This is a genomic window from Colwellia psychrerythraea (assembly GCF_000764185.1).
GTDB classification, from domain to species: Bacteria; Pseudomonadota; Gammaproteobacteria; order Enterobacterales; family Alteromonadaceae; genus Colwellia; species Colwellia psychrerythraea_B.
This window is the reverse complement of the sequence record NZ_JQEC01000040.1, coordinates 1-15,066: the sequence shown is the minus strand read 5'-3', so window position 1 is coordinate 15,066 and position 15,066 is coordinate 1. Positions and strand designations below refer to the sequence as shown.

Here is a 15,066-nt window from a genome sequence, read left to right as displayed (position 1 = left end):
TAACTTTATTAACAAAATAAGCAGTTGATACTAGCTGTCTTTAGTCTCAATGGCTTTGTCTGCATCATCAGGGGTTTGACTTAACCAATCCATCATTAATTCATAACCTAAGGCTAATACTACCGCGCCAACAAATAAACCGATAATGCCAGACAATAACATACCGCCAATGGCACCTAGTAAGATAACCAACATCGGAATGCTCATACCTCGGCCTAAAAATAATGGCTTTAAGAAGGCGTCACTAGCACTAACAATAATACTAAAGATTAAAAATGCTATTGCTGGTGTGGTATCTGCTACCGAGAAATAATAAGCAGCAATCGGACCTAATATTAAAATTGGCGGTAATTGCGCTATGGCTAAGATGAGCACGGCAATTGCCCAAATACCAGCGCCAGGTATATCAGCAATCATTAACCCAACACCAGATAATAGTGATTGAATAACGGCAACGCCTAAAACACCCGTTGCGACACTACGAATAGTAGCAATAGTTGTGTTAATGGTTCTATCGCCATTTTCATTCATCAAACGGCGCATTAGTTTGCTAACGCCTCGATGTAGTGGTGTAGATTTGGCCATAAACACCACGGCAATAATTAATGAAACGATAAATTGTAAAACACCGCCACCAATTCCGGCTACCGCTGATAATAAGGTACTGGAAAGTGATTTAATTTGTGCAGGGTATTGCCCTGCCACTTTTTGAATATCTTGTGAGGCATCTTGCCAAAGTTTATACAACCATTCTCCCACTAACGGCCATTCTTTAACGCTTTCATCTGCCGCAGGGATTTTTAGCGTGCCTTCTTCAATGCCAGTATAAACATGCTGGGCAGAATCTATGGCAGAGGATGAAAGATTAATTGATGGAATGGCGATAATTGAAATCCCGACAAGCGCAATAATGATGGAAGCAATTTTTTTATTACCTTTAAGCAACGTACTTAGTTTTACGTGTAATGGAAATAACGCAACAGCTAAAATAGCTGCCCATACGGTGATTAATATGAAGGGGTTCACAATAGCAAAACACCACAAAATAATCATTGCCATGGCGCCTAGCTTGATCGCTACATCAATAACCCTACGGTTAAACTCTTGATCACTTGTTAATTCTGGCGAATTTTTCATTGTTTGTCCCTTTCGTTAATTGCTTATTGTTTTGCTTGTTTATGTGTGACTTTATCCGCAGTCTCACTTTTTATTGGAATGTTTTTAGGTAATTTATTGTTAGCACCAAAGTTACTCATATGGGAACCGACTAAACTCGCTACTAAAATGGCCATGTAAAATTGACCAACTATGGCCTCTGAATAGACTAAGAACCTTGAAATAGGCAAAAGCGGTGAAATATCGCCAAAACCTAAGGTAGTGATAGTTACAAAAGAGAAATAGATAAAATCAGGAAATAGAGTAAACCAAGCACTGTCAGTGCTGATATTAGTAAAAGAGCCAGGAAAAGTTAGTTGTACTAGGGTGTACAGTACAGCCCAGATAAGGCCCATTAATAAATACAAGCAAATGGCACCTAAAATTTTATTGCCATCAATCTCACCAGTAAAAAGCACTTGTTTAGCGGTGCGCAAGGCGCTGGAGATAAGAAAGCTCAGTAAGAGCAGTAAATAGACTTGGTCAAAACCAGCATCATCAAGCCAAGCACCAAAAAACGAGAAGAATAAAATGGCTAACGGGAAAATAAAGGTTTTACGTAAGACGAAATCTTTAGAGTCTACTCCCCACACAGCCACTAACAAAGTCACTATAATGGCCGATTGCACCAAACGGGGCACTGAATCATCAAAAAACTGTTGCGCTAATGACGTGCCCAGTAATAATAAAATTAAAGAGAAAGTGAGATAAATAAAATTATCTTGGCGAGTCATTGTTTTCAAAGCGTTTCTCGAGTTTTAGTGTAATGTGAATAGGTTATCTTATTATACCGATATTGCAATACGCGGTAATGCGCCTTCATCACTGTCTATTTGGGGTTTACAGAATAAAATACGAGATGATTCTATTTTACCTTGTTCAATTAAGTGATCTTTTAAGGCATGTTCACGTTGCTCTCCTAGGTCGAGTAAACGCTTTATCTGGATTTTATCGGTGATGGTACTCCCTGCTTTAACACCAATATCTGCTGGCGTACTGATGGCACAAAACGTGACACGAGTATCGTCTTTTTCTTGCATTAACGCGATAAAGTCTTTTAGATAGGCCTTTTGATGTTCACCGGGTTCGACTTGCTGCACTTGATACTCTAAATCATCAAAACGTAATTTTAAGGCGAATTCACCGGCAGTTATGGCAATAGATACTATGTTTGCGTACGGCACAAAAGTTGTCAGTAAGTAATCTTGTGTAGCAGACATAATGGCTTTTTTTGTTATTAGGGTAACAATGCTGCTTAAACCAAATTGTGGGTCTGCGGTTGAGCCACTTAAAGGTACGTCAAGCTCTACGTTACCGTCACTATCTTTTAGCATGCCCATGGCCATATTTAGTGGCAAAGCCCCTTGGTTAATCAAGTTACCTGCTTCTTCACTATCAACTAAACTTGTTTCAAGCGCTTCTAATAAAACAATAACGTTACCATCTAATTCATCACCTATTAAAGTAATATCTAAGTTGGTATTAAGTCGCCCCGTTTTAACTTCAAGACCGGTCGATTCTTTCAAATAAGATGATATTGCAGGTAATGAAAACTCTTTGAAATCGCCTTTTAGATGATAGCTGGCAATGTCAGAAAAAGGTTGTAGATAACCAGCTAATTGGAAGTTTGCATATTTATTACTACGACCTTTGAGGGCAAATGGTGTTTGCTCTTTTTGTTTTTCTTTGTTGTTGCTTAGCGCACCAACGGTAAGTGTATCAATAAATAAAGTTCGTTGGTAAATAGGATCAACACTGAAATCAGTAAAGTCGAAAGAATTATCATTAATAAAACGTAATTCGTTGAAGCTAAAAACAAAACTATCATCTTTCACTTCAGTTTCAGCAAGTAGTAATTCTTTTTCTATGGCAATAGGTTGCTTAGCTACTTCAATGCTTTTTTCGGCTGGTTTTTCCGCTAAAGCAATTAAGTTAGCAAGTTCTTTATTTTCTTTAACAATAATTTCACCGGTTAAGCTATCAATAATAATACTGTTTATGGCGATGCTTTTTTCATGGATATGAAGGTTATTTACAGTTAATTGTTTTAATTGCATAACAGGTGGTAGTTTCACAATGGCTTCTGCAGCAATATCAAGGCCCTCTTCCTGTGAACGTTTATTAATTCTATCGATAACCTTTTGGGCAATAACATCGGTTAATGTCGCTTTTTTAGAGAAAATAAAGCCATCAAGCACTACATTAGCAATATCAATGCTAGGCTCATCATCTAAAAGAAAGTCTATATCGGCTAAGTTAAGTGCTTTAAAGGCGGCAATAATTGCATTACTCGATTTTTTCTTTAGCTCAGCACCGGTTAATTTTATGCTGCTATCGCCGGCAAGGTGAGTAATTTTATTATCTTGTAAGTCAACTTCAACATTGGAAAAATCATGCTGTAAGTCTTGTAGAGTTAAGCTATGTTCTGCTACGGCTAAATTAAGTGCCTGCAGCTTTATTGCCGCTTTAGCTACGCGAATATTGGTGCTTTGCTCCGCTAGCGTTATAGTTTGCTGGCTAGCAAATGATAGTTGGCCATTGAGCTCGGAGAGTTGTTCAACATAACGAGCTAGTTTCTTAATAGGGTAATTATCGATACGGATATTACTACGAATGTCACCTTCACCTGAGGTTAACTGAGTATTGACGGTCAGCGTTAATTGCGTTTCATCAACTAGAGCGCTGAGTGTTAAGTGGACTTCTTGTTGTTTTTGAGTTGCTTTTAACTGGCTTAAGATCAATTGTTCAATGGTGATGTGATGGGTTTTATTTTTTTGTTGATTACTCTTTCTTTCTATTTCAAAATCAAATTGAGTAAGCACTAGTTTTGGTAGTATTAATTGGTAAGGAAAATCAGTGTTAGTTACTTCTGTGCCTTGATTACTTTTTTGTTCTTGGCTTTGTGTTTCATTGGCTATTTCAATACCGGCAATCACTAAATGACCATCATGCTGAGTAATTTTTAAGTTGCCTTGCCCAAGGGTAAACTTGCTTATAACTATTTTATCAAAAGCCAGTTGCCATAATGTGACTTGAATTTTTAATTCGGCGAGTGAAAAAACATCTTCAGGTTTTTCATACTTGGTACTGGTTAAGGTAATGTCACTTAACGTTAACCTCATTAAGAAAGGATTAAAGCTGATACTAGCATTATCAGATAATTGTAACTGTTTTTCTGCTAAAATCGGGCTGATAAAGTGCTTTGCTACCGGTGAAGACACTAGCCAAATAAGCATGAATAAGCCGATATATACAGTTATTACAACTTTGAAAAATTTGTGAGTGAAAAAAGACAGCAAGCTGGCCATAATAAAGGACATTCCTTGTTAAGTATTAAGGTCTATAGGGTGTTTACATACGTGCTTGATAGGCTCAAATAACGCGGAATTTAATTTACACTATTTTGTAAAGAGCATACAATTGTAAATTAAAGGTTAATGTTACTATTAACTATAATTTAACACGGTCTAGGATATCATTTTCATGGAAATCAATATAGAGAAAATCGAACATTATGTACAAATGCTCGGTGAAATGGGACTGCAGTTTGGAGTACAGTTTTTATTAGCGGTTGTTGTTTATTTAGCTGGTAACTTCATCATTAAAAGAGTGCTTGGCTTAGTTGAATTAGCGCTAAAGAAGAAAGAAGTTGAAGCAACTTTACATAGCTTTTTATTAAGCATCTTAGGTACATTATTAAAAGCCATTCAAATTATCGTCTTTGCTTCCATGATAGGCATTCAAACAGCTTCGCTGATCGCTGTATTAGGTGCGGCTGGTTTAGCAATAGGTTTAGCCTTGCAGGGGAGTTTGGCTAACTTCGCAGGCGGTGTATTAATTTTATTATTCCGTCCATTTAAAAATGGTGATGCTATCAAAGCACAGGGTTATGTTGGTACTGTAGAAGAAATTCAAATCTTTAATACCATACTAAAAACCTTTGATAATCAGCGTATAATCATTCCTAATGGTTTGTTATCTAACGGTTGTGTAACCAACATTAATATTAACGGTACGCGTCGTGTTGATATGGTTTTTGGTATTGGTTATGACGATGACATCACTAAAGCCAAAACATTGTTACGGACAATGCTTGAAGCTGATGAGCGTGTACTTAAAGATAAAGCCATTGACATTTGGGTTGGCGAGCATGGTGAAAGCTCAATAAACCTATTTGTACGACCTTGGACCACAGCTGAAGATTATTGGGCTGTATACTTTGACATGATGGAAAAGGTTAAAGTTGAATTTGATAAAGCTGGCATCAGTATTCCTTATCCTCAGCGTGATGTTCATGTGCACCAAACACAGATTGGTTAAACTTTTGTAGTAAGGTATTAGCACTTATTTTAAAACCCATTTCAGCTCGCTGAAATGGGTTTTTTTAGTTTGGCAGAGACTGCTTTTATTTGATATATAATACATTAATAGAGAATCTTGGTTTATTTACAGGTATTCTTATTGGTGGTTTCCTGTGCTGCTTTAGTTTATTGATTAGAGTGAGTATCTTACCGAATAAATAAGCAGGATAAACACCTCAACAAAATAAGTTGAAATACAACTGCATTAATTACCGAGTCAAAGCTATGATTAAAAACCTTTGTTACCTTTCAGTAGTCGCCACTAGTTTACTGCTATCTGCCTGTCAGAAGCAGATCGTTGAGATTAATGAAGCTTCAGAGCCGAAATTAATAGAGACACTAACCGCACAGCAGCAGCTTGATGCACTGGCTAAAAATTTGCAGGTCAAATATAAATTTTTTAGTAATGTTGAAACTGATTGCCCAGACTTAAAAGGTAAACCTGTTCAGCATTGTTATAGTGCTGAAATTATTTTGAGTTTGCCAGAGCTTAGCCGATCTTATTTTACCGATAAACAATCATGGCAATTAAATTACTCACAAGTGTATCCAAGTTATGTCAGTAGCAGTGAACAACTGAATTTGTCACACCTGAACGGTGATATTCACCAAGTCAGTCCAAAAGCCAACTTTACCGGTTTTAAAGCAGGGCAAACTCATAAAGTAAAGTTATGGGTGAAAAGTACGCTGATAACTGAATCTGAATTAATGCCCAATTACTGGTTGGCAAAAGAAGGCTTAACCGCTGCTATTGTTGATAGCACGCTCAGCCAAGTTGATAAAGATACTGGTTTAGAAATTCAACCTTGGGTAATACCTTTTACTAATTTACCTAAACAAATAAAATCTTCGCCTGATGATATTAACCAGTATGCCTCAACTCAGTGGCTTTATGATAATGAACCCAAAGGATCCACAGATAATAGCCATGTTGCTTTTGCAATAATACCCACACCTAAATCGATTGTAATTGCAGATAAAAACGCGCGATTAGATTTGGCCAATGGCATAAAGGTAAATTTAAGTGGTGGTATTCAATACCCAGAGGTAGTGGCTGCTTTTGAGCGTTTAGCTACTTTAGGTATAAAAGAAACCAGTATAGGTATTGCCGTAAATATTGAATTAAATGATCACAAACATGCCGATTGGCGCTTAGGGCATTATCAATTAGTTATAAGTGACAGCGCTATCATTATAAAGGCGCAAGATAGCAGTGGCGCTTTCTATGCATTGCAAAGCTTAGCAAGCCTAATTACGGTAAGGTCTACACTCGTACCTCTTGTGGATGTTGAAGACCAACCTCATTATGATTACCGTGGTCAGCATGTTGATGTGGCGAGAAATTTTCACAGTAAAGCTTTTATGTTTTCACTGATCAAACAGATGGCAGCATATAAACTAAATAAATTACATCTTCACTTAGCTGAAGATGAAGGCTGGCGCCTAGAGCTTCCTAGCCTGCCAGAATTAACTCAAATTGGCAGTAAACGTTGTTTGGACTTATCAGATACGCAGTGTTTACAGCCGCAACTTGGCGGTGGGGCTAACGACAGGGATGGCTATTATAGTGTGGATGACTATCAAGAAATATTACGTATGGCCAGTAAACACCATATTCAAGTGATCCCATCACTAGATATGCCGGGACATTCAAGGGCGGCGATTAAAGCGATGGAAGCCAGATATCACTATTATATGAATCAGGAAAATGAGACAGAAGCCAAGCGCTACTTATTGACCGATTTTACTGATAAAACCCAATATAGTTCAATTCAAAATTATAACGACAACACCTTAAATATTTGCATGGAGTCTACTTATACTTTTGTTGATCGGGTTTTAGACGATTTAAAAGCCTTACATCAACTAGCAGAACACCCGTTGGGGCTTTATCATATTGGTGCAGATGAAACGGCAGGTGCATGGCTTGAATCGCCTGTTTGTCAGGCCTTAATTGCCGATACAACTAATAACTTTGGAGACGCTAAACATCTAGGCGCACATTTTATCGAACGTGTTGCGCACATGGTGGCTAGTAAAGGTATTGCTGTTGGCGGTTGGAATGATGGTTTAAAAGAAACTGATGTCACAAAAATGCCTGGGCAAGTTTATTCGTATGTTTGGGATGCACTACCTTGGGGGGCGCATAAACAGCTCAGTGAGCAAGCCCATCGTAATTGGAATATAATTTTATCAACCCCGGATGTTTTATATTTTGATTTTCCTTATCAAATAGATCCAAAAGAGCGTGGCTACCACTGGGCATCAAGACGTGTAACCACGCGTTCTTTATTCAATTTTATGCCAGATAACTTACCTGTTCATGCCGAGTTTCGCTTTGATACTTTAGGTCAAAGTTACCTAGCTAATGATGAAAAACAGCGAGATAAGTCGGGTAAGGTAACCCATCAACCTTTACCTAAGGGATTTTCTATTAGTGGTATTCAGGGCCAGCTGTGGAGCGAAACTGTACGCAGTGATGCACAAGCACAATACATGCTTTATCCAAGATTATTGGCGTTAGCAGAACGTGCTTGGCATCAAGCGAGTTGGCAGGTGCCTTATAATGAACATGGTGCTAAATACGATAAAAATACTAATGTATTTTCAGAAAAACTTCGCCAAAACCGCGATAAACAATGGTTAGAATTTTCCATTACAATTGGTGAAAAAGAACTGGCAAAATTAGATCTTGCAGGGGTGTTTTATCGCGTACCTACGGTAGGTGCAAACATTGACTCTGGTGTATTATCGCTAAATATAGCAATTAAAGGTTTACCTATTGAATACCAAATTAAAGGTGGGCAATGGCTGGCTTATCGAGAGCCAGTAATGGTTAAAGGGCAATTGGAAGTTAGGGCTCGTACCTTAGACAAACAACGAGCAGGTCGTGCAATGGTGGTAACTCAACGCTAAATATAAGATAGAACAATATTAAAGAGCTGCTTAGTGTTTGCAAATTGTAGTCTCTTTATATCTTAATGACTGAATTCTACCTTTTAGTGGTTAGCGCTTGCTCAATTTCTTGTTGATATTTTTTCTGTTTCTTACCATTAAAGCCGCTGTGGGCACTAATAAGTTTACCTTGGCGATCAAATAAGTAACTGCTGGGCATACCTTTTAATTGGAATTTTTTTGCTAATGTGCCGCGCTTATCATAAATAACGGCAAAGTTAGCCGGAGTGTGTTGTAAAAACTGCTCAGCCAATTTTTTTTGTGCATCAAGATTAATGCTTAATACCACCAAGCCCTGCGCTTGATATTTTTCTTGCATAGCATTCATCCATGGAAAGGACTTACGACAAGGTACACACCACGATGCCCAAAAATCTACATAAACGACTTTACCTTTATTGTTAGCTATGGCCTGTGCAAACTCATTGGCTGGATCATTTGCCTGGGCAGTATTACAGGTAAACATTAAAAAAATAGTTATAGCGAATAGATTCGAGAACGCTTTTGCTAGATAGGGCATATTTTTCCTTCAATCTTTATACATAAGTTAACTATACTTAGTTTTAGCTGTGATGCACAATATCCCAAGTGTGCATAAATACCATTTAAACAAATAGTTCGAGTCTAATGATATGAAAAAACAGTTAAATTTATTGCTGGTAGTCTTTGTTTGTTACGCCTCGCCAAGTCACGCTTGGTGGTTAGCTTCAACCAACTCGACCGCGAGCATTAACCCATCAAAGCCAGCTGAAAGTAATAAAGCACATAATGAATGGCTAAAAAAACGTTTCAGTAAACAACACCAAGCGTTAATCCCTGTTGTCGCAGTAGCGGATATGTTTTTTAGCTGTAATCAAGTCAGAAAAACGGACAAAGTTGATTATAATTTAAAGCATTTAATCACAGAGATGGATAAAAATATCCTAGCTGAAAAGCTAGCTAATTGCTTAGGTGGTGATGCTATGCAATCAGATACAGCACTTAATTTTGGCCTGTTTGGTTGTTTTCAGCAGCAACTTGCTCATTTGCCAAAAACCGAACGCGAGCAAAAGATGTTATTAGTAAAACAAGCCGTGTCATCACTTTCACATGAGGAACGCAAAAAAAGTTTCACTCAATGTGTTACCGAGCAAAGCATTCATTACTTGAAATAATTGAGTCATTAATCGCCAGAGCCTACTTAGCCTTAGTAATTACATAAATTGTAACAAATACTTAGCTTGTTTTACGCTTGTCACTTTCTAATTGTAAGCAATATCACTTATAGTAGCGTTAACTCCAGATTTATAATGAAAAGCAAACTGAGCAAGGTGAGATACAATATGACTCAAGAAACACCTAAAATTTTAGTAGTAGATGATGATATGCGTTTACGTTCATTGTTAGAGCGTTACTTAGTTGAACAAGGTTTTACTGTACGCAGTGCCGCTAATTCTGAACAAATGGATCGCTTACTTGAACGTGAGAACTTTCATTTGTTAGTGCTTGATTTAATGTTACCAGGTGAAGATGGCCTATCTATTTGTCGTCGTTTACGTCAAAACTCCAACAATATACCGATTGTAATGCTTACCGCTAAAGGCGATGAAGTAGACCGTATTATTGGCTTAGAGTTAGGTGCTGATGATTACATGCCAAAACCTTTTAACCCGAGAGAGTTATTAGCTCGAATTAAAGCGGTATTACGTCGTCGTACACAAGAAGCCCCAGGAGCTCCTGCTTTAGAAGAGAATATTATTAGTTTTGGTGGTTATGAACTAAATTTAGCGACTCGTGAAATGCAAAAAGATGATGTTAGCATGCCGTTAACGAGTGGCGAATTTGCAGTATTAAAGGCCTTAGTAACTCATCCTAGAGAGCCGCTTTCACGCGATAAACTGATGAATCTTGCTCGCGGGAGAGATTACTCGGCATTAGAACGCAGCATTGATGTACAAGTATCACGATTACGACGTATGTTAGAAATAGACCCAGCTAAACCACGATACCTGCAAACTGTTTGGGGTTTAGGTTATGTCTTTGTACCTGATGGTACTCCTGCGTAGTGAATCTCTGATAATATTCGTATGAAAATATTGCCTCGTAGCGCCTTCGGCCAAACGGTTTTATTGATAGGTTTTTTACTTTTTATCAATCAAATCGTTTCTTACATTTCCTTTGCAATTTATGTATTTGACCCTCACCAACAGCAAATAAATCAGTTGCTGGCTAAACAGGTACGAGTGGTTTTCATTGATATTGATGACGCCAAATTAAGTCCTAAGATGGCTAAAGCGTTTCACAATGAGACCGGTATTGGCGTGTATCGTGAAGAAGATGCGGTTAATTTTGGTCTTGCCAGTGCAGGTCTATACCCTTATCGTTCTGAGCAAATGTCGCTATTACTTGGCGGCCCTGCAGAAGTGCGAATTTCTGATGGTAATGAATACTTATTTTGGATTAGGGCTCCACAAGCACCACACCTTTGGGTAAAAATACCGCTCAGTGGCATGGAAAGAGGCAGCTTTTCTCCGCTTATTTTCTTCATGGTAGTTATTGGCTTATTAAGTGTTATGGGCGGCTGGGTATTTGTACGACAACTTAACCGACCGTTAAAGTCACTCGAAATAGCCGCAGAAGATGTTGGCCGAGGAGATTTCCCTGAACCACTGGTTGAGCGAGGGACTTCTGAGATTATGGCGGTTACACAAGCCTTTAATCACATGTCAAAAGGCATTAAGCAACTTGAAGATGACCGAAATTTATTAATGGCGGGTATTTCTCATGATTTACGTACGCCGTTAACACGTATCCGATTAGCCAGTGAAATGATGCAAGAGCAAGATGCCTTTCTAAAAGAAGGTATCGAAACTGACATTGATGATATGAATAATATAATTGATCAGTTTATTGATTATATTCGCCATGATTCAAAAGACAAAGCCGAGTTAGGTGACTTAAATGTCTTAGTTGATGAAGTACTCAACGTTGAAAGACCAAATGATCGGATGATTGAGTTCCATGCTGGTGATTGCCCTAAGATCCCATTACGCCATGTAGCTGTTAGACGTGCGCTTGCTAACTTAGTACAGAATGCTCTTCGATATACCACAGATGAAATAGAGGTGTTTACTGGTGTAGAGGGTGAGTATGCCTTTTTCATTGTCAGTGACCATGGTGATGGTATTCCTGAGGCAGATATTGAGCGATTATTTCAACCCTTTACCCAAGGTGATACTGCCCGAGGCACAGAAGGTAGTGGTTTAGGTTTAGCGATTATCAAAAGGATAGTTGATACCCATGGCGGAAGTGTGGTTTTATCTAATAAGCCAGAAGGTGGGTTGCAAGCCAAAGTATGTTTGCCACTTAAATTTTAATGGTATCTTTATTTCATTAAAGTGATTATTCCGATATGATTTTGATCATAACGCTAGATGGGTTTTGATTTTTAGATAATGCAGGAGATTATTCGCTGAATAATCACTCTCACCGGCCAATGCCTTATCACATATTGTTCTGTTTTATTAAGCTTCTAGTGCAAACTATTCGTTAAGGATAAAAAAGCCTCGATTATCGAGGCTCTTTAAAAAGTAATATATCAATTAACTTATAAGAGTCTCTTTCTTGAAAGCCCAACACCTGCGAGAGCAAGTACCAGTAATACTACTGACGATGGCTCTGGCACAGATGTACTTCCATTTATTAATACATTATCAAATTGATGATAACTAGTTGTTTGAGTCCATTCAACATAGGCAATATTACTGAAAGAAGATGAAAAATCTAGTGTTACCCATGCATCACTAGTTAGAGTAATATTTTCGGTTGCAACTAATTGGCCATTAATATCATACCCTAGGAATTCGACAGGAGATGGACCATTATCGTTAGCATACACTGTATCTAAATCAATTGAAGTAAGTCCAAATAAAGAGCCGTCTATTGCAGACAAACGAGTTACTCCATTAGCATGGTTATTAAATAGTGCAGCTGAAGCATTGTAGGCACTATTGTCTTGGTACCATGATGCAAAACCTGCTGAAGTGGTGGTTAGCTGAAACCCTTGGTTACTATAGGAGGAGTGATTTGAATTACCACTACCAGCGCTCTCTAAATCATCAAAAGATAATAACGTCGCATTTGCCGAGCTTGCAAATATAAAAACTAGTAAACAAACAATTTTTTTCATTTTAATATCCATATATGTTATTAGTGAGAAACTCTGATCAGACGATCAGATCTTATAAAGCACAATTAATAAGCACTATTAATGCCAAATATATAAAGTATTGTTTTTAATATTAAATGAATGTTTTTATCAATTCAGCACTACTCAGATGTAAAGTTAACTGACAGTGTTGATTTTAGTTTATAAATTTTGGTGGGGCAGCAAGGCTAAGATTATCTCTAAACTTAGTAACCAACCTGAACTCTGGATAAGCAGCATTTGCTCAATATTCCCTTGTATCCAATTCTCAGCGTTAAAACGTCGATAAATAACCCGTTATTGATAAACGTTTGTCTTGATAATCGAATGAATTGAAACATTGATAGCGTATATCGCTATTTAAGTTGTTGAATTTTATTGTTAATAACCGTAAGTTGTTATTTTTACTTAAACATCAAGTACTCATTATCCAGAGTTCAGGTTAACTAAAAAAGCCACAAGTAATTGCTTACTTGTGGCTTTTTTATTGGTTAGTTTTATTGATTAACTAACAGCTTTTAACTCGTCTTTTTCAAGCTGAGGACCCGCAGCAACTAACGCTTTACCGTTGTTTGTGTCGGTGAACTTCTCAAAGTTATTAACAAAACGTTTTGCTAAATCTTCTGCTTTGTCATTCCAAACATTCACATCTTCATAAGTATTACGTGGGTCAAGAATATCACCTTCAACACCAGCTAAAACTTTAGGCACTTCTAAGTTAAATAATGGGATTATTTCTGTTTCTACATCATCAATTGAGCCATCTAGGATTGCATCAATGATGGCACGTGTTGCTTTGATAGAAATACGTTTGCCAGTACCATTCCAACCAGTGTTAACTAAGTAAGCTTCGGCGCCGGCAGCTTCCATACGTTTATGTAAAACTTCAGCGTATTGAGTTGGGTGTAAGCTTAAGAAAGCAGCACCAAAACAACTAGAGAAAGTAGGAGTCGGCTCAGTAATGCCACGCTCAGTACCTGCTAATTTAGCCGTAAAACCTGAAAGGAAGTAATATTCAGTTTGCTCTGGCGTTAATTTTGCAACTGGTGGTAATACACCAAATGCATCAGCGGTTAAGAAAATTACTTTCTTAGCGTGGCCAGCACGAGAAACTGGTTTTACGATGTTATCAATATGATGAATTGGGTAAGAAACACGGGTGTTTTCAGTTTTTGAGTTATCGTCAAAATCAATTTTACCATTTGCATCAACGGTAACGTTTTCTAGTAAAGCGTCACGACGAATAGCATTGTAGATATCTGGTTCGTTTTCTTTGCTTAGGTTGATAGTTTTTGCGTAACAACCACCTTCAAAGTTAAATACACCATTATCATCCCAACCGTGTTCATCATCACCGATCAGTTGACGTTTAGGATCTGTTGATAACGTTGTTTTACCAGTACCAGATAAGCCGAAGAAAATAGCGGTGTCGCCATCTTTACCTACGTTGGCACTACAGTGCATAGAGGCAATACCTTGTAGCGGAAGGTAGTAGTTCATCATTGAGAACATACCTTTTTTCATTTCGCCGCCGTACCAAGTACCACCAATTAATTGAATTTTTTCAGTTAAGTTAAAAGCAACAAAATTTTCAGAGTTTAAGCCTTGCTCTTGCCATTTATCGTTAACTGTTTTAGCACCATTCATTACTACGAAGTCTGGTTCGTAAGTTTCTAATTCAGCGTCAGTTGGACGAATGAACATGTTTTTAACAAAGTGAGCTTGCCAAGCAACTTGCGTAATGAAACGTACTTTTAAACGTGTTGCTTCATCTGCACCACAGTAAGTATCAACAACAAATAAACGTTGACCAGAAAGTTGTGTAGTTACTAAGCCTTTTAAATGATCCCATGTTTCAGGTGTCATAGCTTTGTTATCATTTTTACCTTGATCAGACCACCATACTGTATCGCGGGTTACACCATCGCGAACAATATATTTGTCTTTAGGAGAGCGACCGGTAAATATACCAGTGTCTACATTAACAGCACCTAGCTCAGTCACTACGCCTTTATCAAAGCCTTCAAGGCTAGCTTTAGTTTCTTCACTAAAAAGTAACTCATACGATGGGTTATAAACAACTTCGTTAACATCGTTGATGCCGTATTGTGACAAATCAATTGAGTTTTTCGGGGCGGTCATAGCAAGTTCACTCCTAAGTATGACAAATTTCTATTTTAAGTAATATAAGTGATGAATTACGTGCTGAAAGTTTTCAGGCTGTCTTCATTGTGGCTATTTTAGGATAATCACGAACAAAACGAAAGTAAAAAATGCTTTAATGTGAAAGTTTTCACTATAAGTTTTATGAATGCTTGTAGGATATTTTATTTTTATTCAGTTAAAACAAGTCATAATGCAGCTGGGTAAGGGGGTATGTAGGAGTTTTGTCTAGACATTAACTACCAC

General features: G+C 37.7%; 11 protein-coding genes. 5 read left to right on the top strand and 6 right to left on the bottom strand.

From position 1 onward, the window contains the following. Positions 1-30: 30 nt before the first annotated feature. From GAB14E_RS09180 to GAB14E_RS09190, 3 genes are read right to left on the bottom strand one after another with little or no spacing between them, the layout of a single operon-like run. On the bottom strand, positions 31-1,137 hold the full coding sequence (locus GAB14E_RS09180) for an AI-2E family transporter (RefSeq protein WP_033082856.1): 1,107 nt from the start codon (positions 1,135-1,137) through the stop codon (positions 31-33). Positions 1,138-1,160: 23 nt separating this feature from the next. Continuing rightward, positions 1,161-1,889 carry a potassium channel family protein gene (locus GAB14E_RS09185; protein ID WP_052093767.1) on the bottom strand — a complete coding sequence of 243 codons (729 nt, stop codon included), beginning with the start codon at positions 1,887-1,889 and terminating at the stop codon, positions 1,161-1,163. 51 nt (positions 1,890-1,940) lie between these two features. Beyond that, entirely contained in the window at positions 1,941-4,391 is a 2,451-nt protein-coding gene (locus GAB14E_RS09190; RefSeq protein ID WP_231562057.1) for a DUF748 domain-containing protein, read from the bottom strand. A 247-nt stretch (positions 4,392-4,638) separates the two neighbouring features. Between GAB14E_RS09190 and GAB14E_RS09195 the strand changes: the two genes are divergently transcribed. After that, positions 4,639-5,475, top strand: a complete 837-nt coding sequence (locus GAB14E_RS09195; protein ID WP_033082854.1) for a mechanosensitive ion channel family protein — start codon at positions 4,639-4,641, stop codon at positions 5,473-5,475. A gap of 266 nt (positions 5,476-5,741) precedes the next feature. Then, positions 5,742-8,432, top strand: a complete 2,691-nt coding sequence (locus tag GAB14E_RS09200; protein WP_033082853.1) for a family 20 glycosylhydrolase — start codon at positions 5,742-5,744, stop codon at positions 8,430-8,432. Positions 8,433-8,508: 76 nt separating this feature from the next. Here the strand turns inward: GAB14E_RS09200 and GAB14E_RS09205 are convergent, their stop codons facing one another. Beyond that, on the bottom strand, positions 8,509-8,991 hold the full coding sequence (locus GAB14E_RS09205) for a TlpA disulfide reductase family protein (protein ID WP_033082852.1): 483 nt from the start codon (positions 8,989-8,991) through the stop codon (positions 8,509-8,511). A gap of 112 nt (positions 8,992-9,103) precedes the next feature. Here GAB14E_RS09205 and GAB14E_RS09210 point away from each other — a divergent pair, with 112 nt between their 5' ends. The 3 genes from GAB14E_RS09210 to envZ all read left to right on the top strand — a co-directional run bounded on the left by GAB14E_RS09210 (position 9,104) and on the right by envZ (position 11,827). Beyond that, a complete protein-coding gene (locus GAB14E_RS09210) occupies positions 9,104-9,625 on the top strand; it encodes a hypothetical protein (RefSeq protein WP_033082851.1) in 522 nt (173 codons plus the stop codon). 168 nt (positions 9,626-9,793) lie between these two features. Further along, positions 9,794-10,516: an osmolarity response regulator transcription factor OmpR gene (ompR, locus tag GAB14E_RS09215; RefSeq protein WP_033082850.1), complete on the top strand. Its 723-nt coding sequence runs from the start codon at positions 9,794-9,796 to the stop codon at positions 10,514-10,516. Between the two features lie 21 nt (positions 10,517-10,537). After that, positions 10,538-11,827, top strand: coding sequence for a two-component system sensor histidine kinase EnvZ (envZ, locus tag GAB14E_RS09220; protein WP_033082849.1), 1,290 nt, complete (start codon positions 10,538-10,540; stop codon positions 11,825-11,827). Between the two features lie 230 nt (positions 11,828-12,057). Here envZ and GAB14E_RS09225 read toward each other — a convergent pair whose 3' ends face one another. After that, complete coding sequence (locus tag GAB14E_RS09225; RefSeq protein WP_033082848.1) at positions 12,058-12,639, bottom strand: PEP-CTERM sorting domain-containing protein; 582 nt, start codon at positions 12,637-12,639, stop codon at positions 12,058-12,060. Between the two features lie 522 nt (positions 12,640-13,161). Continuing rightward, positions 13,162-14,799: a phosphoenolpyruvate carboxykinase (ATP) gene (gene pckA, locus GAB14E_RS09230; protein WP_033082847.1), complete on the bottom strand. Its 1,638-nt coding sequence runs from the start codon at positions 14,797-14,799 to the stop codon at positions 13,162-13,164. Positions 14,800-15,066 lie beyond the last annotated feature (267 nt).

Excerpts from the sequence above, each read along its gene's own strand:
- GAB14E_RS09180 (WP_033082856.1), bottom strand. The coding sequence starts at position 1,137 with ATGAAAAATTCGCCAGAATTAACAAGTGATCAAGAGTTTAACCGTAGG.
- GAB14E_RS09185 (WP_052093767.1), bottom strand. The coding sequence starts at position 1,889 with ATGACTCGCCAAGATAATTTTATTTATCTCACTTTCTCTTTAATTTTA.
- GAB14E_RS09190 (WP_231562057.1), bottom strand. The coding sequence starts at position 4,391 with ATGCTTATTTGGCTAGTGTCTTCACCGGTAGCAAAGCACTTTATCAGC.
- GAB14E_RS09195 (WP_033082854.1), top strand. The coding sequence starts at position 4,639 with ATGGAAATCAATATAGAGAAAATCGAACATTATGTACAAATGCTCGGT.
- GAB14E_RS09200 (WP_033082853.1), top strand. The coding sequence starts at position 5,742 with ATGATTAAAAACCTTTGTTACCTTTCAGTAGTCGCCACTAGTTTACTG.
- GAB14E_RS09205 (WP_033082852.1), bottom strand. The coding sequence starts at position 8,991 with ATGCCCTATCTAGCAAAAGCGTTCTCGAATCTATTCGCTATAACTATT.
- GAB14E_RS09210 (WP_033082851.1), top strand. The coding sequence starts at position 9,104 with ATGAAAAAACAGTTAAATTTATTGCTGGTAGTCTTTGTTTGTTACGCC.
- ompR (WP_033082850.1), top strand. The coding sequence starts at position 9,794 with ATGACTCAAGAAACACCTAAAATTTTAGTAGTAGATGATGATATGCGT.
- envZ (WP_033082849.1), top strand. The coding sequence starts at position 10,538 with ATGAAAATATTGCCTCGTAGCGCCTTCGGCCAAACGGTTTTATTGATA.
- GAB14E_RS09225 (WP_033082848.1), bottom strand. The coding sequence starts at position 12,639 with ATGAAAAAAATTGTTTGTTTACTAGTTTTTATATTTGCAAGCTCGGCA.
- pckA (WP_033082847.1), bottom strand. The coding sequence starts at position 14,799 with ATGACCGCCCCGAAAAACTCAATTGATTTGTCACAATACGGCATCAAC.